The organism is Edaphosphingomonas fennica (assembly GCF_003034225.1).
GTDB lineage: Bacteria > Pseudomonadota > Alphaproteobacteria > Sphingomonadales > Sphingomonadaceae > Sphingomonas_E > Sphingomonas_E fennica.
The window spans coordinates 1-18,835 of sequence record NZ_PHHF01000071.1; the positions used below are offsets into that span (position 1 = coordinate 1).

Annotated in this window: 13 protein-coding genes and 2 tRNA genes; 5 read left to right on the forward strand and 10 right to left on the reverse strand. The window is 69.6% G+C overall.

Translation table 11 applies throughout. From position 1 onward, the window contains the following. Nucleotides 1–649: 649 nt before the first annotated feature. From CV103_RS16630 to moaA, 3 genes are all read right to left on the reverse strand, one after another. A tRNA-Asn gene (locus CV103_RS16630) sits at nucleotides 650–724 on the reverse strand. Nucleotides 725–812: 88 nt separating this feature from the next. Further along, on the reverse strand, nucleotides 813–1,589 hold the full coding sequence (locus CV103_RS16635) for an NAD kinase (RefSeq protein WP_015458165.1): 777 nt from the start codon (nucleotides 1,587–1,589) through the stop codon (nucleotides 813–815). Next, nucleotides 1,586–2,623, reverse strand: a complete 1,038-nt coding sequence (gene moaA, locus CV103_RS16640) for a GTP 3',8-cyclase MoaA (protein WP_107395597.1) — start codon at nucleotides 2,621–2,623, stop codon at nucleotides 1,586–1,588. The genes CV103_RS16635 and moaA overlap by 4 nt, the downstream gene beginning before the upstream one ends. 145 nt (nucleotides 2,624–2,768) lie before the next feature. Between moaA and CV103_RS16645 the strand changes: the two genes are divergently transcribed. Further along, entirely contained in the window at nucleotides 2,769–4,571 is a 1,803-nt protein-coding gene (locus tag CV103_RS16645; RefSeq protein WP_425443892.1) for a putative bifunctional diguanylate cyclase/phosphodiesterase, read from the forward strand. Nucleotides 4,572–4,658: 87 nt separating this feature from the next. Next, nucleotides 4,659–5,345 carry a hypothetical protein gene (locus CV103_RS16650; RefSeq protein WP_107395598.1) on the forward strand — a complete coding sequence of 229 codons (687 nt, stop codon included), beginning with the start codon at nucleotides 4,659–4,661 and terminating at the stop codon, nucleotides 5,343–5,345. A gap of 222 nt (nucleotides 5,346–5,567) precedes the next feature. On the opposite strand, the gene recN is transcribed toward CV103_RS16650, so the two are convergent. From recN to CV103_RS16685, 7 genes are all read right to left on the reverse strand, one after another. Continuing rightward, a complete protein-coding gene (recN, locus tag CV103_RS16655; RefSeq protein ID WP_107395599.1) occupies nucleotides 5,568–7,229 on the reverse strand; it encodes a DNA repair protein RecN in 1,662 nt (553 codons plus the stop codon). A 39-nt stretch (nucleotides 7,230–7,268) separates the two neighbouring features. Next, nucleotides 7,269–8,045 (reverse strand): outer membrane protein assembly factor BamD, encoded by a 777-nt coding sequence (locus CV103_RS16660; RefSeq protein WP_015458160.1) that lies wholly within the window; start codon nucleotides 8,043–8,045, stop codon nucleotides 7,269–7,271. A 124-nt stretch (nucleotides 8,046–8,169) separates the two neighbouring features. Then, entirely contained in the window at nucleotides 8,170–8,556 is a 387-nt protein-coding gene (locus CV103_RS16665) for an Mth938-like domain-containing protein (RefSeq protein WP_015458159.1), read from the reverse strand. 25 nt (nucleotides 8,557–8,581) lie between these two features. Continuing rightward, nucleotides 8,582–9,562, reverse strand: coding sequence for a protein translocase subunit SecF (secF, locus tag CV103_RS16670; protein WP_107395600.1), 981 nt, complete (start codon nucleotides 9,560–9,562; stop codon nucleotides 8,582–8,584). Between the two features lie 15 nt (nucleotides 9,563–9,577). After that, nucleotides 9,578–11,176 carry a protein translocase subunit SecD gene (gene secD / locus CV103_RS16675; protein WP_015458157.1) on the reverse strand — a complete coding sequence of 533 codons (1,599 nt, stop codon included), beginning with the start codon at nucleotides 11,174–11,176 and terminating at the stop codon, nucleotides 9,578–9,580. 8 nt (nucleotides 11,177–11,184) lie between these two features. Then, nucleotides 11,185–11,523, reverse strand: a complete 339-nt coding sequence (gene yajC, locus CV103_RS16680; protein WP_015458156.1) for a preprotein translocase subunit YajC — start codon at nucleotides 11,521–11,523, stop codon at nucleotides 11,185–11,187. 126 nt (nucleotides 11,524–11,649) lie between these two features. Further along, complete coding sequence (locus CV103_RS16685; RefSeq protein WP_107395601.1) at nucleotides 11,650–12,132, reverse strand: PaaI family thioesterase; 483 nt, start codon at nucleotides 12,130–12,132, stop codon at nucleotides 11,650–11,652. 143 nt (nucleotides 12,133–12,275) lie between these two features. Here CV103_RS16685 and CV103_RS16690 point away from each other — a divergent pair. The 3 genes from CV103_RS16690 (at nucleotide 12,276) to CV103_RS16700 (ending at nucleotide 18,775) form a co-directional block, all read left to right on the forward strand. After that, nucleotides 12,276–12,352 (forward strand) — tRNA-Pro (locus CV103_RS16690). A gap of 142 nt (nucleotides 12,353–12,494) precedes the next feature. Beyond that, nucleotides 12,495–14,582, forward strand: a complete 2,088-nt coding sequence (locus CV103_RS16695) for an autotransporter assembly complex protein TamA (RefSeq protein ID WP_107395602.1) — start codon at nucleotides 12,495–12,497, stop codon at nucleotides 14,580–14,582. Further along, nucleotides 14,579–18,775 carry a translocation/assembly module TamB domain-containing protein gene (locus CV103_RS16700; protein WP_107395603.1) on the forward strand — a complete coding sequence of 1,399 codons (4,197 nt, stop codon included), beginning with the start codon at nucleotides 14,579–14,581 and terminating at the stop codon, nucleotides 18,773–18,775. Before CV103_RS16695 ends, CV103_RS16700 begins: the two co-directional genes overlap by 4 nt. The last annotated feature ends 60 nt before the right edge of the window (nucleotides 18,776–18,835 follow it).

The following is an 18,835-nucleotide window of genomic DNA, read 5'->3' on the forward strand; positions in this document are numbered from 1 at the left end:
TACGATCAGACCAGACAACCGATCCTACCGGCCATCATAGTCGCCGCTCAACCGGCCATCGTAGTTGTCGCCGCGCAGACGCACCATTCCGATGAATGAGCTGGACGAGATGGTTGTGGGCCATCTTGAGGAGCGGCTGTTGGCGCCCGATCGGCTGGAGGAACTACTCTCCGGTCTCCTGAAACGCCGGGAGGAGCATACGGAGCGTCTGCGAGGGCGGGTCGCCGAACTGAGGAAGCAGGCGGCAGATGCCGAAGCCAAGCTCACGAGGCTTTATGAGGCAATCGAGAACGGTCTCGCTGACCTAGACGACTGCAACCTGAAGGGACGAATTGTCGAGCTGAAGCGGATGCGCGATGCAGCTAGGGCAGACGCGGACCGGGCGGAAAGCCGTGCGGACGATAAGGGCAAACGGCTGACCCCCGAGCTTTTGCGCCGATTTGGGATCGAAGCGCGCAAGAAGATCCGGGCGCGTGACGGCGGTTTCCGTCGAAGCCACGTCCAGGCGCTGGTCCAGCGTATCGAGGTGGGAACAGACGAAATCAGGATTATGGGTTCGAAGCCAAGGCTCCTCCAGACGCTCGTGGCGTCCGGAGGAGGCTATGGAGTGGAAACGGCGACGCAGGGCGTTCGCAGTTTCGTTCCGAAATGGCTCCCCGGGCCTGATTCGAACAGGCGGCCGTCCGATTAACAGTCGGATGCTCTACCGCTGAGCTACCGGGGATCACCATTCGTCCCGACCAAGGCGTCGAGGCGAGGCGCGCCTATAGCAGCGGCTTGTCGCGGGTTGCAAGCCCCTCTTTTCCGCTTTTTCAGACGGCGAACTGTTCCATGGTGATGCGGTCGTCCAGCGCATGTTCGGGGTCGAACAGCAGGGTGAGCGAGCTGGCCCGGTCGATCGCGACGGATACCGTCGCCACGTCGCGCACCTCGCGCTGGTCGGCCACCGCGCTCACCGGCCGTTTCACCGGATCGAGCACGCGGAACTTGATTCGCGTGCGTTCGGGCAGGATGGCGCCGCGCCAGCGGCGGGGGCGGAAGGGGCTGATCGGGGTCAGCGCGATCATCGCCGAATCGAGCGGCAGGATCGGCCCCTGCGCGGAGAGGTTGTAGGCGGTGGAGCCGGCCGGCGTGGAGGCGAGCACGCCGTCGCACACCAGCTCGGGCAGCACGACGCGGTCGTTCACCAGCACTTCCAGCTTCGCCGTCTGCCGGGTTTCGCGCAGCAGCGACACCTCGTTGATCGCGGGATAGGATACGGTCTCGCCGTCCACCGTCTCCGCATCCATGCGCAGCGGCGTCACCGTAAAGGTCTTGGCGCGCCCGATCCGGTTTTCCAGAAGATCGGGGCTCCATTCGTTCATCAGGAAGCCCACCGTGCCCAGGTTCATGCCGAACACGGGCAGGATGCGCCGCCTGTCCAGCATGGCGTGCAGCGTCTGGAGGAGGAAGCCGTCCCCGCCCAGCGCCACCACCAGCGTCGCTTCCTCGATCGGCACCCATTCATAACGGTCGCGCAGCACCACCGCGGCCGCCTGCGCGGCTTCGGTGGGGGAGGGGACCAGCGCCAGCCTGTGCTCGGTCGTCATCCGCCGGTGACGCTCATATGGCGCGCCACGGCGGGCGCCACCCCGCGCCGGTCGATATGGAAATCATGATGTTCGGGTTTCCTCGTCATCGCTTCGTCCAGCAGGGCGTCCAGCGCCGCCGGGCCGCCCGCGCGCAGCGCGCCGCGCAGGTCGACGCGCGCATCCTGGCCCAGGCAGAGGTAGAGCATCCCGCCGACGGTGATCCGCACCCGGTTGCAGCCGGCGCAGAAATTCTCGGTCAGGGGCGTGATGAAGCCGACCCGCGCGCCCAGCTCCTCCACGCGATAATAGCGCGCCGGGCCGCCGGTGCGGTCGATCAGCGGGGTCAGGGTGAAGCGGGCGGCCATCGCCTCGCGCACCCCGGTCAGGGGCAGGTAGCGATCGGTGCGATCCTCCTCGATCCACCCCAGCGGCATCGTCTCGATCAGGGTCAGGTCGTGCCCCTCCGCCGCGCACCAGCGCAGCATGGGCTCGATCTCGTCCTCGTTGAGGCCCTTCAGCGCCACCATGTTGATCTTCACGCCCAGGCCGGCGGCCGTGGCGGCGATGATGCCGTCCAGCACCTTCTCCACCTCGCCCCGCCGGGTGATGTGGCGGAAGGTGGCGGGATCGCGGCTGTCCAGGCTCACGTTCACGCGGCGGATGCCGGCATCGAACAGGGTCTGGGCGTTGCGGGCCAGGTTGGTGCCGTTGGTGGTAAGGGTCAGTTCGTCCAGCCCGCCGGTGGCGAGATGGCGGCCGATCATCCGCGCCAGATCGGGCACGCCGCGCCGCACCAGCGGTTCGCCGCCGGTCAGCCTTATCCGGCGGACGCCGCGCGCGACGAAGGCATCGGCGATCGCGGCGATCTCCTCCAGCGAAAGGATCTCCGATCGCGGGCTGAAGGCCATCGCCTCGGGCATGCAATAGCGGCAGCGCAGGTCGCAGCGATCGGTGACCGAAATGCGCAAATAGGTGATTCGGCGCCCGAATCCGTCGATCAGGGCTTTAGCCGGGGCGATTCCGGCGGCACCCGTCTGCGCCATGCTGGTCATGGGGGTGAAGCTAGGGCCGGGGCGGGCCAGGGGCAAGCCCGGCGGGCCGGGTGCAATCATGTCGTTAACGTAACGTGGCATCATTTTCGCCCATTGGCGCGGACGGCGAGGCGGACTAGCATCGCGCGAAACCATCGATCGAAGGATGAGAGCTATCGCGCCGCGCCACGAAAGCGTTGCGGAACAGGCCAGTGGCGGGCCTGTAACCGCCATCCCGGCGATCTTCCTGGTGTCGTTCCGTCATCGTGACGAGATCGGCGGCATGGCGGAACGGGCCGGCTGGCGCGTGGTCCTGGCGGGCAGGGGCGAGGCGGCGGATGTAGAGCGCCCCTTCCTTTCCAGCGCCGCCCAGGTGGCCGTGGTCGATGCCCGCGGCGCGCTGGAGGAAGGGCTGGCCGCCGCCCGCCTGCTCGCCGATCCGGTGGAGGCCAATGCCGGCGCGCTGCTGGTGCTGCTGTCGCGCGGCGATGTCGCCGCGCTCGATTCGGTCCATGCCGCCGGCGCGACCCATTATCTGGCCAGCCCCTTCGGCGAGACGGAATTCGCGCAGATGCTCCGCTTCGCCGATCGCCATGCCGATCGGCTGGCGCGGGGGCGGCGGGACGTGGCGAAGGCGGATGCCGCGCCGGAACGCCGCCGCGATCGCCGCAGCCGCGATGCGCTGACCGGGCTTGCCGATCGCGCGGCGCTGCGGCGCTGGGTGGATCGCCATTGCGGCGCGCCGGCGGCCGCGCGCGCCGGCATGGCGGAAGGGCCGGCCTGCGTGCTGATGCTGCTTGCCGTCACCCGTTTCGATGCGATCAACGCCGCCTTCGGCAATCTGGCGGGGGACAAGGTTCTCCAGGCGGTCGCCCGCCGCATCGAACGCCAGCTCGATCCGGCGATGGCGCGGCGCGGCTGCGTGGCGCGGGTGGCCGGCGCGGAGTTCGCGGTCGCTCTGGCGCCGCCGGCCACCGTCGAGGATGCGGAGCGGCTGGCGGCGGAGCTTACCGATGCGATCGCCCGGCCCTTCGCGGTGGACCAGCATGTCGTCTCGCTTTCCTCGCGCATCGGCATCGCCGCGCCCGACGGGACGGAGGAGGGCGATGCCCTGATCCGCCGCGCCAGCCTGGCGCTGGCCGAGGCCCGCGCGGGGGACGGCGCCGCCCGCGCGCTGGATGCGGTGGACGAGGCGCAGGTGGCCCGCGCCAGCCGGCTGGAGGTGGACCTGCGCGTCGCGCTCGACCGGGACGAGATCGGCATCCTTTTCCAGCCGCAGGTTTCCGTCACCACCGGCGCCGTCGTCGGCATCGAGGCGCTTGCCCGCTGGCGCCATCCGGAACTGGGGGCGCTGGGGGCGGCCACCCTGTTCGCGACGGCCGAGCGATCGGACTATCTCGTCCAGCTTTCCGAACATGTGCAGGCCAAGGCGCTGCGCATCGCCGCCGGCTGGGGCGGGGCGCGGGCGGGGCTCCGCCTCGCCGTCAACGTCACCGCCGCCGATATCGCCCGGCCGGGCTTCGTCGCCCGCTTCCTGGCGCTGGTCGACAATGCCGGCTTTCCCCGCGCGCGGCTGACCGTGGAAGTCACCGAAAGCGGCCTGATCGACGATCTCGGCCATGCGGCGGCCATGCTGGGCGAATTGCGCGCGGCGGGACTGCGGGTGGCGATCGACGATTTCGGCACCGGCTATTCCAGCCTCGCTTATCTGAAGGCGCTGCCGCTCGATTACCTCAAGATCGATCAGCGGCTGGCGCAGGACATCACCGGATCGGCGCGCGATCGGGTGGTGGTGCGCGGCGTGATCGAAATGGCGCGATCGCTGGGCCTCGCCGTGATCGCCGAGGGGGTGGAGACGGAGGAGCAGCTTGCCCTGCTGGCGGCGGAAGGCTGCAACATCTACCAGGGCTATCTCTGCGCGCCGCCCCTTGACGAAACCGCGCTGGCGGCGCTGGTGGAGCGCGAATAAGGGGAACCGGGCGGCCGTCCCGTGCGTCCCCTGAGGAAGCCGCCGGCCGATGGTGCCGGCACCGGGGGGAGGGAGTATTTGACTGTCATGCGCGGCGTGCCGCTCGCCATCCTTGCCCCTGTCGTCATCGCGGCCGCGCCGGCCCCCGCACCGGAAACCCCGCGCGACATCCTGATCCAGGCGGCGTTCCAGGCGGCGGACAAGGCGACCGCGCTGGCGCTGATCGGCAAGGCCATCCAGCGGGCCGATGCCATCCTGATGACGGACCCGCGCAACCGCGAGGCGGCGATGCAGCGCGGCATCGCCATCGGCTACCGCGCCAAGCTCACCCGCAGCCGTTCGGACGCGCAGATGTCGCGCCGCATCTTCGAAAGCCTCGCCGCCGCCGATCCGAACGATGCGGAGGTGCAGTTGCTGATCGCCGGCTGGCACCTCGACGCGATCGACGATCTCGGCGGCCTCGTCGCGCGCACGGCGCTGGGCGCGCGCCACAATGTCGGCCAGGCCGCGCTCGATCGCGCGGTGGCGCTGGCGGGCAACCGGCCCTTCTTCGCCGGCATGGCCGCGCTGATGCGCATCCGCCACGATGACGACGATGTCGCCGCCGCCCGCCGCCTGGCCGAGGAGGCCGCGTCCGCGCCCGTCGCCACCCCGCTCGATCGGCTGATGAAGCGCAGCATCGATCAGGTGCTGCCGGCATTGCGCACCGGCAACGGCAAGGCTGCCCAGGCGATCGCCCGCAAGCTGCTGCCGTTCGGGCGGGTGGGCACGTAGGGAGGTATCGCCGGCCGCGCCTCTCCCTTTCCTGAAACGAAGGGGCGGCGCGCCGCACGGGGTTCCGGTATCCCGATACTGCTCGTTCGATCGCCCGTCTCGCCGATCGTGAAGCCGGTTGCCGGCGCCATGGGCCGGCCATCCACCAACATGCATCTGGAAAGGCGCTCCGTGTGCCCGTCCGCCCCAAGTCCCTTCCTTCCAGGGAGGGTTGATCGGGGGCTACGCGGCTTCCAGCAGCCGCGCCGCCTGCGCCCGCGCCTCGTCCGTCACCGCCGCGCCGCTCAGCATGCGGGCGATCTCCTCGCGGCGGTCGGCGGCGTCCAGCGCGGTCACGCCGATGCGGGTGACGGTGCCGTCGTGGCTCTTGGCGATCAGCCAGTGAGCGTTGGCGCGCGCCGCCACCTGCGGGCTGTGGGTGACGACCAGCAATTGCGCGCGCGCAGCCAGCCGGGCCAGCCGCTCGCCGATCGCGCTCGCCACGGCGCCGCCGACGCCGCGATCGATCTCGTCGAAGATCATCGTCCGCGCGGCGCCTTCCTCGGCCAGCGCGACCTTCAGCGCCAGGATGAAGCGGCTCAGTTCGCCGCCGCTGGCGATCTTCACCAGCGGCGCGAAGGGCGCGCCGGGATTGGTCGATATCTCGAATTCCACCCGGTCGCGTCCGGCCGGCCCCCATTGCGCCTCGGCCAGCGGCTCCACGGCGGTGCGGAAGCGGGCGGCGTCCAGCTTGAGCGGCGGCAGCTCGGCCGCCACCGCCGCGTCCAGCCGCGCGGCCGCCGTGCGGCGCGCCTCGGTGAGCGCGGTCGCGGCGTCGAGATAGGCGGTGCGCGCGGTCGCCGCCTCCGCCTCCAGCCGGGCGATGCCCTCGCCGCCCGCCTCGATCCGCCCCAGCCGCTCGCTCAGTTCGGCGGCGAGCGCGGGCAGGGCATCGGGTTCCACGCGATGCTTGCGGGCCATGGCGCGCAGCTCGAACAGCCGGGTCTCGGCTTCCTCCAGCCGGTCGGGATCGAAGGCCAGCGCCTCCTTGGCGGCGGTTAGCCGGTCCTCGGCCTCGCCCGCCTCGATCACCGCCCGGTCGAGCGCCTCGAGCGCCTCGGTCAGCAGGGGATGCTCGCCGGCGATCCGGTCCAGCCGCCGCGCCGCCTGCCGTAGCTGCGCCGCGCCGCCTTCCGATCCGTCGAGATGTCCGGTCACGGCCTCCAGATCCTCGGCCAGCCGCGCGCCCTTCTGCATGTCGGCGCGGGCGGTGGAGAGCGCTTCCTCCTCGCCCGCCTCGGCCGCAAGCGCGTTGAGCTCGGCCACGGCATGCTCCAGCCATTCCCGGTCGCGCGCCGCATTTTCGAGGTCCGCGACCGCCCCGGCCAGCCTTTCCTCAGCTGCCCGCCACGCGCGATGGGCGTTGGCCGCGGTCTGCGTGTCGATCCGTCCGAAGGCGTCGAGCAGCGCGCGGTGCCCGCGCGGGTTCAGGAGGCCGCGATCGTCATGCTGGCCGTGAATCTCGACGAGATGGGGCGCCAGTTCCTTCAGCAACGCGGCCGATGCCGGCTGGCCGTTCACCGTCGCCCGGCTGCCGCCGTCGGCCTTCACGATGCGGCGGATCACCAGCGGCTCGCCCGGCTCGGCCTGCAGCCCGTTCTCGACCAGCAGCTCGGCTGCCTCATGGTCGTCCGGCAGGTCGAAGCTCGCCGTCACCACCGCCTGCTGCGCGCCGTTGCGCACCAGCCCGCTGTCGGCGCGCGCGCCCAGCGCCAGCCCCAGCGCGTCGAGAAGGATGGATTTGCCGGCCCCGGTCTCGCCGGTCAGCGCGCCCAGGCCCGGCCCGAAATCGAGGTCCAGCGCCTCGATCAGCACGACGTCGCGGATCGAAAGCGCGCTCAGCACGGCAGGCCCGCCGGGGCGCTCATGCCGGAACGGCGGGGATCAGGCCGGGTGCTTCTGCACCAGCGCATAAGCGCGCTCGTACCATTTCGATCCGGGATAGTTGGCGCCCAGCACGGCCGCCGCCTTCTTCGCTTCCTCGGGCACGCCTAGCGAAAGATAGCATTCGGTCAGCCGCATCAGCGCCTCGGGCACGTGGGTGGTCGTCTGATATTCGTCCACCACCTTGCGGAACCGGATGGTCGCGGCCAGCCAGTCGCGCCGCCGTTCGTAGAAACGGCCGATCTCCATCTCCTTGCCGCCCAGATGGTCGCGCACCAGGTCCATCTTCAGGCGGGCGTCGGCGGCATAGGGCGTGTCGGGGTAACGGCGCACCACCTCGCCCAGCGCATCGAGCGCCTGCTGGGTGATCTTCTGGTCGCGGGTCACGTCCTGGATCTGTTCGTAATAATCCACGCCGATCAGGTAGAGCGCGTAGGGCGCATCCTTGTTACCGGGGTGGATCGAAAGGAAGCGCTGCGCCGACTGGATCGAGCTTTGATACTGGCGCGCCAGATAATAGCTGAAGGCGCTCATCAGCTGCGCGCGGCGCGCCCAGGCGGAATAGGGATGCTGGCGCTCCACCTCGTCGAACAGGGCGGCGGCGATCTTGTACTGGCCCTTGTCCAGCCGTTCCTTGGCGGCGTTGTAGAGCGTGTCGACGTCGCGGGCGACATATTTGGTGTCGGCCTTCTTGGCGCCTGAGCTCGCGCAGCCGGCAAGCGGGGCGATCAGGGCGATGGCGACGGCAAGGGCGACCGGGCGGGCAATATAGCGCATGGCGGTGGGTCTTAGACCAGCCTTTCAAAGCCGCCAAGCGGGAAGGGAAGGGTGTGCGCCCGATTGCGAAGATTGTGCGGGGAAGACGGGCAGGCGCGGCCCCGCCATCTGCAATGGCAGGAGGCTACAGGGGCAGCAGGGCGGCGGCGATCCAGCGGCCCTCGGCGCGCAGCACGCCCCAGGCGCGCGCGGCCGCGCGGCTGTCCATCGCCTCCACGCCCACGCCGCGCGCCTCGATCGCGCGGACGAAGGCCACGGGCGGGCGGATCATGTCGCGACCGGTGCCGATCAGGATGAATTCGGGCGGGGGCGCCATCGCCAGCAGATCGGCCACGTCCGCCTCGGTCAGCGTCGCGACGTCGGTTGCCGTCCAGTCGCGCGCGTCGTCAGGCGTCAGCTTCAGCCCGCCGGGGACGTAGCGATCGGAAACGAGGAAGCCGCGTTCGCGGAATCCCCGCACGATCGGCCCTTCGGGGGCCGGATCGCGCTCCATCTTCGGGCCGTTCGCCATTCCGTTCCCCTCGGGCGCCCCCCCCTCAGGGAACGGCGCCCTCGTTATTCTCGCGCTTGGTCACGCGCTCGGCGCCGGTGGCGGCGGTCTTGGGCGCGAAGCTCTTGGCCGTCACGCCCAGCGAGATCAGCAGCGAGGAGGACACGTAGATGGAGGAATAGGTGCCCACCAGGATGCCCAGCATCATCGCCGCGGTGAAGCCGCGGATCACGTCGCCGCCGAACAGCAGCAGCGATCCCAGCGCCAGCAGCAGCGTCAGCGATGTCATCACCGTGCGCGGCAGCGTCTCGTTCACCGAAAGATCGACCAGTGCGCGCATGTCCATCTGGCGATATTTGCGCAGATTCTCGCGGATGCGGTCGTCGATCACGATCTTGTCGTTGATCGAATAGCCCACGATCGTCAGCACCGCGGCAACGATGCTCAGGTCGAACTCGATCTGGGTGAGCGCGAAGAAACCCATCGTCACCAGCACGTCGTGGATGATCGCGACGGCGGTCGAAAAGCCGAACTGCCATTCGAAGCGGAACCAGGAAAACAGCGCGATGCCGATGATCGAAAGCACCACGGCGGTCACGCCCGTGCGGATCAGCTCGCCCGAAACCTTGCCCGAAACGGTGTCGGTGCGGCGGAACTGGACGCCCGGATATTTGGCCTCCAGCGCGCCTTGCACCTTCTTCACCACCTGGTTGGTGGCGCCTTCATCGGTCGATTCGGGCAGGGGCAGGCGGATCGAGACGACGTTGGTCTGGCCGAACTGCTGGAGCGAGCTTTCGCCCACGCCCAGCCGGTCGACGTCGCGGCGCAGCTCGTCGAGCGATACCGGCTTCTGGAACTCCGTCTCGACCATCAGGCCGCCGACGAAGTCCACGCCCAGGTTCAGGCCGCGGATGCCCAGCAGGGCGACCGAGGCGAGCGTCAGCAGGCCGGTCAGCGTGAAGGCGATCCACCTCAGCTTGACGAAGCCGATATTGGTGTTGTCGGGAACGAGCTTGAGCAGGCGCATGGTCCGGTCCCCGGATCAGATGGTGATGTGCTGCGGGCGCTTGGCGCGCAGCCAGCGGGCCACCAGCAGGCGGGTGAAGGTGACGGCGGTGAACACCGAGGTCGCGATGCCGATGATCAGCACCACGGCAAAGCCCTTCACCGGGCCGGTGCCCAGCGAGAACATGATGACGGCGGCGATCGTGTTGGTGATGTTGGCGTCGAAGATGGCGCGGCTCGCCTCCTTATAGCCCAGCTCCACCGATTGCACGGCGTTGCGGCCCCGGCGCTGTTCCTCGCGGATGCGCTCGTTGATCAGCACGTTGGCGTCCACCGCCGCGCCGATCGTCAGCACGAAGCCGGCGATGCCCGGCAGGGTCAGCGTCGCGCCCACCAGCGCCATCACGCCGATGATGATCAGGATGTTTATGATCAGCGCGATGTTGGCATAGACGCCGAAGCGGCCATAGGTCACCAGCATGAACACGATCACGGCGACGGTCGCGATCACGGCGGAAAGCGTGCCGGCGCGGATCGAATCGGCGCCCAGATCGGGGCCGACGGTGCGTTCCTCCACCACCTTCAGCGCCACCGGCAGCTTGCCGGATTTCAGCGCGATCGCCAGCTCGTTGGCGCCCTGCACGGTGAAATTGCCGGAAATCTGGGCCTGGCCGCCCTGGATCGGCTCGTTGATGTTGGGGGCGGAGATCACCTTGCCGTCGAGGATCATGGCAAAGGGCTTGCCGACATTCTCGGTCGTCACGCGGGCGAACTTGCGGCCGCCGGAAGCGTTGAAGCGGATGTTGGTGACGGGCCGGCCATTCTGGTCGTAGCCCTGCGAGGCGTCGATCAGCTCGTCGCCGTTCAGCATCACGCGGCGATAGACGGCGATCGCCGGCACGCCGCCGGGATTGTCGGGATAGGGCAGGATCTGGCTGCCCGCCGGCGCGCGGTTGGCGGCGATGTCGGCGGTGGTCACGGTCAGGTCCACCAGCTTGAACTCGAGCTTGGCGGTCTTGCCCAGCAGCGATTTCAGCGCCTCCGGGTCCTGCAGGCCGGGCACCTGCACCACGATGCGGTTGCTGCCCTGGCGGATGATGGTCGGCTCGCGCGTGCCCATCTCGTCGATGCGGCGGCGGACCACGTCGGTCGCCACGTCCATCGCGCTGTTCACGGCATTGTCGAGGCCGGACTTGGTCGGCGTCAGCACGATGCGCGACGAATCGACCACCGCCACGTCCCAGTCGCGCTGCCCGGTCATGCCGGCGGGCTGGGTCAGGGTGCGGATGCGCTCGACGGCGGTATCCAGCTTGGTCGTGTCGCGCACGAAGAAGCTCAGCTTGCCGCCGGCGGTGGAAATGTCGCCGATGTCGATCTTGGTGTCGCCGCGCCGCATCTCGGTGCGGACATTCTCTTCCATCAGCTGCACGCGCTGCTTGGCGACGTCGGCGGTGTCCGCCTCCAGCAGGATGTGGCTGCCGCCGGCCAGGTCGAGGCCGAGGTTGATCCGGGGCAGGCCGGAAAGCCCGGCCTGCGCCAACGTCGTCTCGGGGATCAGGCTGGGTATGGCCAGCAATATGCCGATGGCGATCGAGCCGAGGATCGACCAGACCTTCCAGCGCGGGAAATCCAGCATGGTCGGGCTCAGTCGTTGGCGGGCTTGGCGCCGCCGAGCGGCTGGACGTCGGTCAGGGTCGCCTTGACGACCTTGATCTTGACCTGGGAGGCGATCTCCACCTCCACCTCATGCTCGTCCACCTTGGTGACCTTGCCGATGATGCCGCCGCCGGTGACGACGGTGTCGCCCTTCTTGACGGAATCGATCTTGGCGCGGTGCTCCTTCAGCTTCTTCTGCTGGGGGCGGATGATGAGGAACCAGAAAATGGCGCCGAGCAGGACGAACTGGCCGACAAGCATGGCGACGCTGCCGCCCGAGGAGGATGCGGCGCCGGCGGCCTGGGCATATGCGGGGGTCACGAACATCTGGGATTGGCTTCCTGGAAAGCGCGGCCGTCAACAAGGCCCGGGAAAAGCGGGCGCCTATCACGGGAAGGGCGGCCCGCGCAACGGTGGCCGTGTTGCAGGATGTTTCCGGGGCCCGGCCGGCGATCAGCCGCCCGGCGGGAACACGATCAGGGTGGAGGTGCCGTGGGCGACGATCCGGCCCCGCGAATCGGTGATCTTGGCCTCGGTGGCGATGATCCTGCGACCGGCCGTCAGCACGCGCCCCTCCGCGCGCACCTTGCCCGTGTCGGGCGCGATCGGCCGCGCGAAATTGGCCTTGGTCTCGACGCTGGTATAGCCATATCCCGGCGCCAGCGTGGCATGGCCCGCGCAGCCGGCGGCGCTGTCGATCAGCGTCAGCGCCCAGCCGCCGTGCACCACGCCCAGCGGGTTGAGCAGATCGGGGAAGGGCGTGCCTTCGAATATGGCCAGGCCGTCGCCCACCTCGACCAGCTCGAATCCCATCAGCCGCGCGATGGGCGGGGCGGGCAGGCGGCCGGCGATCATCGCCTCCAGCGCCTCTCGCCCGCTCATTCCGGCGATCTGCTCGGGCGTCGCGACGCCATAGACCCGTTCGTTCGCGCTCATGATAAGTTTCCTTTCACAACCTAATATCTACGCGCCCGCGGGCTCTGCTGCAATATCGGGCGGACATGCGGCTTGCATGTCCGGGCGGACCCCGATAAAGCGCGCCGCCTGAGGCCCGGCAACGGGCTTCGGACAAGCAAGGTCGGGGCGTAGCGCAGCCTGGTAGCGCATCAGACTGGGGGTCTGGGGGTCGCAGGTTCGAATCCTGTCGCCCCGACCATTGCTTTCCGGGATCACCGCCCCCAGCGGACCGGCCGCCTCTTCCACCGATCATGTCCCGAAATCGCCGAACGGCCCCGAAATAGCGGGTCGCGATGCCAAGGGCTGTTCCGTGGGAAGGAAAACCGATCTAGTTAACCCCCATGCAGTGGGACGTTCGCCGGCGCACATCGCGGAATCTTGCGCTGGCCACGGCCCTGTTCGCCTGGCCGGTCCCCGCGCTTGCGCAGGTGGCCGGGACGCTGGACGCCGTGGATGCCGCGCCGCCGGTCGCGCCGCAGGGGCCGGACCTGCCGGCGCCCGGCCCGCTTTCGCCGATGGACGACCTGCCCGACATCGGCATCGCCTGGCCCGATCTCGATGCGCCGGACGAGGTGCCCGCCGCCACGGCGGAATCGCCGCCGCCCGCGTCGCCCGCCGCGCCCGGAACCGCGCCGGCCCAGATCGCCCAGCCCGCCCCGCCGGCCGAAACCCCGCCCGCGGCGTCCGTGGATGCCGATGCCCAGCGCCGCTATCGCATCGTCATCGACGGGCTCGACGGGCTTGCCGTCGCGAAGGACAGGCTGCGCGGCCAGTTCGACGCGCTCTCCGCCCTCGTCGCGGGCGAGCGCAAGGACGCTAACGTCGCCCAGATCGATCGCCGCGCCCGCAGCGACGAATCGATGCTGCGCGAATTGCTGCGCGCCCACGGCTATTATGACGCCCGCGTCCGCACCCGCGTGGAAGGGCAGGGGAGCGGTGTCGTCACCGTCACCCTCATCGCCGATGCGGGCGAGGTCTATCATTTCTCGGCGGTGGAGCTGGCCGGCCTCGAAGCCGCCGGGGACAAGGCGGAAAGCCTGCGCAACGCCTTCCCCGTCAAGCAGGACGACGTGGTCGATGCCGCCGCCGTCAACGCCGCGGTCGCGGGCCTCAAGGTGGCGCTGGGACGCGAAGGCTTCCCCTTCGGCAAGATCGAGGAACCGGATATCGTGATCGATCACGATACCCATACCGCCACCCTGAAGCTTGCGGTCGTCCCCGAACATGCCCGCCGCTTCGGCCATATCGAGATACAGGGCCGCCAGCTCTTCTCGGTCAAGCATCTCGGCCGCATCGCCCGTTTCTCCCCCGGCGATCCCTATGACAGCGCCAAGGTGGACGATTTCCGCCGCGCGCTCATCCAGACGGGCCTCGTCTCCTCGGTCACGATCACCCCGCGCGCGGGCGCCACGTCCGACACCGTGGACATGGCGGTGGCGCTGGAACGCGCGCCCCGCCGCACCATCGCGGGCGAACTGGGCTACGGCACGGGCGAAGGTCTCCGCGCGGAGGTGAGCTGGCAGCACCGCAACCTCATCAAGCCCGAGGGCGCCGTCACCTTCCGGGGCGTGGCCGGCACGCAGGAACAATTGATCGGCGCCCAGCTCCGCCGCAACAATTTCAAGGATCGCGATCGGGTGCTGACCGCGCAGGTGCTGGCCAGCCACACCAATCGCGATGCCTATGACGCCCGCACCCTCACGCTCGGCGCGGGGCTGGAACGGCAGACCAACATCATCTGGCAGAAGGACTGGACCTGGTCGCTGGGGGCGGAGCTGCTCGCCTCGGACGAAAAGGACGTGGTCGGCGCCACCAACATCCCCCGCCGCCGCACCTTCTTTATCGCCGCCGCGCCCACCAGCCTCAGCTATGACGGATCGGACGATCTGCTCAATCCGATGCGCGGCTTCCGCCTCGCTGGCCGCGTCTCGCCCGAAGTCTCCTTCCAGGGTAGCCCCTTCGCCTATGTGAAGACCCAGTTCGACGCGACCGGCTATGTGCCCCTGAGTGATCGCGCCACCATCGCCGGCCGCGTCCGCGTGGGATCGATCCTGGGCGCCAGCCGCGATCGCATCGCCCCGTCCAGGCGCTTCTATGCCGGCGGCGGCGGATCGGTGCGCGGCTATGGCTATCAGCGCATCGGTCCGCGCGATCTCAACAACGATCCGATCGGCGGCCGCAGCCTTGCCGAATTCTCGCTGGAGGCGCGCGTCCGCTTCGGCAATTTCGGGGTCGTTCCGTTCCTCGACGGCGGCAATCTCTACACCGATGCGTTCCCCGATTTCTCCGGGCTGCGCTACGGCACCGGGCTCGGCGTGCGTTATTATTCCAGCTTCGGGCCGATCCGCGTCGATGTCGGCACTCCGCTCGATCGCCGCCCCGGCGATGCGCGGGTGGCGGTCTATGTCTCGCTGGGGCAGGCGTTTTGAGCGTGGACGATCCCGCGACGGCCCCGCCGCCGGAGGAGGAGGCTCCCCCGCCGCGCCGCCGCAGGCTGTGGGCGCCGCTGCGCTGGCTGCTCTGGTCGCTGCTCGGGCTGGTGGCGCTGGCGGGCGCGGCGCTGCTCGCGATCGATACGGGGCCCGGCCACCGCTTCCTGGCGGATCGGATCGCGGCGCTCTCGCCCTCCTCGGGGCTCAAGATCCGCATCGGCCGGATCGACGGATCGATCTGGGGGCGCACCCGCCTGCGCGATCTCCGCCTCTATGATCCGCGCGGCCTGTTCCTCGAGGTGCCGGAACTCGACCTCGACTGGAAACCCCGCGCCTGGATCGCCAACACGCTGCACGTCGATCGGCTGGCCACCGATCTCGCCATCCTCCACCGCCTGCCGAAGCTCAATCCGTCGAGGAAGGCGGGGCCGATCCTGCCCGGCTTCGATATCCACCTCGGCAATCTCGATATCCGCGCCCTCCGGCTGGAACCGGGCGTCGCCGGCGATCCGCGGGTGGCGCGGATCAAGGGGCGGGCGGACATAAGGGGCGGCCGCGCGCTCGTCGATCTCGCCGCCGCCACCAATGCCGGGGACGATCTCCGCCTGCTTCTGGATGCCGAGCCCGATCGCGACCGCTTCGATCTCTCGGCCCGGCTCGATGCGCCCAAGGGCAGCGTCGTCGGCAAGCTGGCGGGCACCGACCACCCGATCGTGCTCGCCGTCGCGGGGGACGGCACGTGGAAGGTGTGGAATGGCGGCGCCCAGCTCGATATCGGCCCGCATCGCGTCGTCGATCTCAAGCTCGGCGTGCGGGAGGGCAGCTATTCGCTCTCCGGCGGCCTTGCGCCCGCGCCGCTGCTCAAGGGCAAGCTCCAGCGGCTTACCGCGCCGCGCATCCTCGTCACCGGCGAGGCGAAGCTTGCCGATCGCAAGCTCGATTCCACGCTGTCGTTGCGCTCGCCGGCGCTCACCGTCGACATGACGGGCGTGCTCGACCTGGCGAAAAGCGCCTTCCAGGGCACCCAGCTCAACCTGCGCCTGCTGAAGCCGCCGGCGCTCTTTCCCAACATGACGGGCACCAACGTCCGCCTGCGCGTGCTGCTCGACGGCCCGTTCAAGGCGGCGACCTTCGATTATCTCCTCACCGCCGATCGCGCGGCCTTCGACGATACCGGTTTCGAAGGCGTCCGCGCCCAGGGCCGGGGGCAATTGGCGGGCGTGCCGGTGAAGCTGCCGGTGCGGCTTGCCGCGCGGCGCGTGACCGGGGTGGGCGATGTCGCGGGCGGCATCCTCGCCAACCTGCTGGTGGACGGCAAGCTCGACGTCACGGCGAAGGACGTGCGCGGCCAGGGGCTGGCGCTCTCGTCGGACAAGCTCAAGGGCAAGCTCTCGCTCTATCTCGATCTCGTCACCGGGCGTTACGATGTCGGCGTCTCGGGCGGGCTCACCCGCTATCTCATCCCCGGCATCGGCCTGGTCGACGTGACCAGCGACCTCAAGGTCGTGCCCGGCGCCGGCGGGCGCGGCACGATGGTGCAGGGCACCGGCCGCGCCTGGGTGCGGCGGTTCGACAACGCCTTCTTCGCCGGGCTGGCCGGCGGCCTTCCCGATATCGAAACCGGGCTGGTGCGCGGGCCGGACGGGATATTGCTGTTCCGCAACCTCCGCCTGCGCGGGCCGGCGATCACCATCACCGGCGATGGCATGCGCCGGCGCGACGGCACCTTCCAGTTCGAAGGCAGCGGCCGGCAGGGCCAATATGGCCCGTTCACCCTGAAGCTGGACGGCGATATCAGCCGGCCGAAGGTGGATCTGGCGCTCGCCCGGCCGATGGACGCGCTGGGGCTGGATGCGGTGCGCGTCCTGCTCGATCCCAATCCGCAGGGCTTTGCCTATACCGCCGATGGCGGCTCCATTTTGGGGCCGTTCACCAGCAACGGGCAGATATTGCTGCCGCAGGGCAGCCCGGCGACGATCGGCGTCGCCGCGCTCGACGTCGCCGGCACCCGCGCCAGCGGCGCGCTGCGTTCGGAAACGGGCGGCTTCCTCGGGCGGCTGGGCCTTGCCGGCGGCGGCATCGATGGTGAGCTGCTGTTCCGCCCCGTGCTGGGCGTGCAGGAAATCGAATCGCATCTGGCGCTGCGCGATGCGCGTTTCCCCGGCCCGCCGGAAATCGGCGTGCGGCGCGGCCGGGTCGACGGCTCGATCCGCCTCGATCCCGCCGGCCTTTCCATAAACGGCCGGCTTGCGGCCTTCGGCGTGCGCCGGGGCGGCTTCACCCTTGGCCGGCTGCGCGCGGAGACGGAGCTGGCGGCCGGGCGCGGCAAGGTTTCCGCCACGCTGGCCGGCACGCGCGGCCGCGCCTTCGTCTTCAACGTCGATGCCGATGTCGCGCCCGATCGGGTGGCGCTGAACGGCAGCGGCCGGCTGGATGGACGGCCGCTCCGGCTGGTCACGCCCGCCGTCCTGACGGCGGAGGAAGAAGGCGGCTGGCGGCTGGCCTCCACCCGGCTGGAATATAATGGCGGCGGCGCCACGCTTGCCGGCCGCTATTCGCCCACCGCCGTGGAGGTCGATGCCGGGCTGGAACGGATGCCGCTCACCGCGCTCGACATCCTCGTGCCCCGGCTGGCGCTCGGCGGGCAGGCGACGGGCCGGCTCGAATATCGCTGGGCGCAAGGCGCGCTTCCCACCGGCCGGGCCGATTTCAAGGTGCGCGGGCTTACCCGTTCGGGGCTGGTGCTCTCCTCCACGCCCGTGGACATGGGGCTGGCCGCCGCGCTCACCGGCGATCGGGCGGTGGCGCGCGCGGTGGTCGCCACCGGCGGCAAGACGATCGGCCGCGCCCAGGCGCGCATCGCCCCGCTCACCGGCGAAGGCGATATCGTCAGCCGGCTGATGAATGCGCCGCTCTTCGCCCAGCTCCGCTATGTCGGCCCGGCCGATACGCTCTGGCGGCTCACCGGCATCGGCACGATCGACATTTCCGGCCCGCTCTCGGTCAGCGCCGATGCCACCGGCCGGCTCGCCGATCCGCAGATACGCGGGTCGCTGCGCACCGATGCCGGGCGGGTGGAAAGCGCGGTCAGCGGCACCGTCATCTCCAATGTGAAGGCGCAGGGGCGGTTCAACGGCTCGCGGCTGGTGATCGACAGCCTCACCGGCACCACGTCCGACGATGGCAGCATCAGCGGGCGCGGCAGCTTCGATTTCGCCTCGGCCAGCGGCTTCGCCATGGATCTGGCCGCCGATGCGAACCACGCCGTGCTCATCAACCGCGACGATATCGGCGCCACCGTCACCGGGCCGATCCGCATCACCGCCGCCAGGGGCGGGGGTATGATCGCGGGCGACGTCACGCTGGATCGCAGCCGCTTCCGCCTCGGCCGCGCCGCCGCCGCCGAGGTGCCGGTGCTGAAGGTCACCGAGGTCAACCGCCCGGTGGACGAGGATGAGGATAATTCCCCGCCCATGCCCTGGCGGCTCGATCTGAAGGCGAAGGCGCGCAATCGCCTGGCCGTCACCGGCCTCGGCCTCGATTCCGAATGGCGCGCGGATCTGGAGATTCGCGGCACGATCGACAATCCGGCGATCAAGGGCCGGGCCGATCTGGTGCGCGGCGGCTATGAATTTTCCGGCCGCCGCTTCGATCTGGAACGCGGATCGATCCGCTTCCTCGGCGAAACCCCGATCGATCCGGTGCTGGATATCGTGGCGCAGGCCGATATCAGCGATCTCAACGCCACGATCCGCGTCTCGGGCACCGGGCTCCGGCCGGAAATCAACTTCACCAGCATTCCGGCCCTGCCGGAGGATGAGCTGCTGTCGCGGCTGCTGTTCGGCACCTCGATCACCAATCTCTCGGCGCCGGAGGCCCTCCAGCTTGCCGCCGCCGTCGCCTCGCTGCAAAGCGGCGGCACCGGGCTCAACCCGATCAACGCGGTGCGCCAGGCCACCGGCCTCGATCGCCTGCGCATCCTGCCGGCCGATACCACCACCGGCCAGGGCACATCGATCGCCGCCGGCAAATATATCACCCGCAAGACCTATGTGGAGCTGATCACCGACGGCGCCGGCTATTCGGCCACGCGCGTGGAATTCCAGATCACCCGCTGGCTCTCGCTCCTCTCCAGCATCTCCACCATCGGCCGCACCAGCGCCAACGTGCGGGTGTCGAAGGATTATTGAGGCGGCATCGCTGGCCAGCGCCGCCGATCGGGTCTAGCCTCCCTCCATAATCGCAAAATT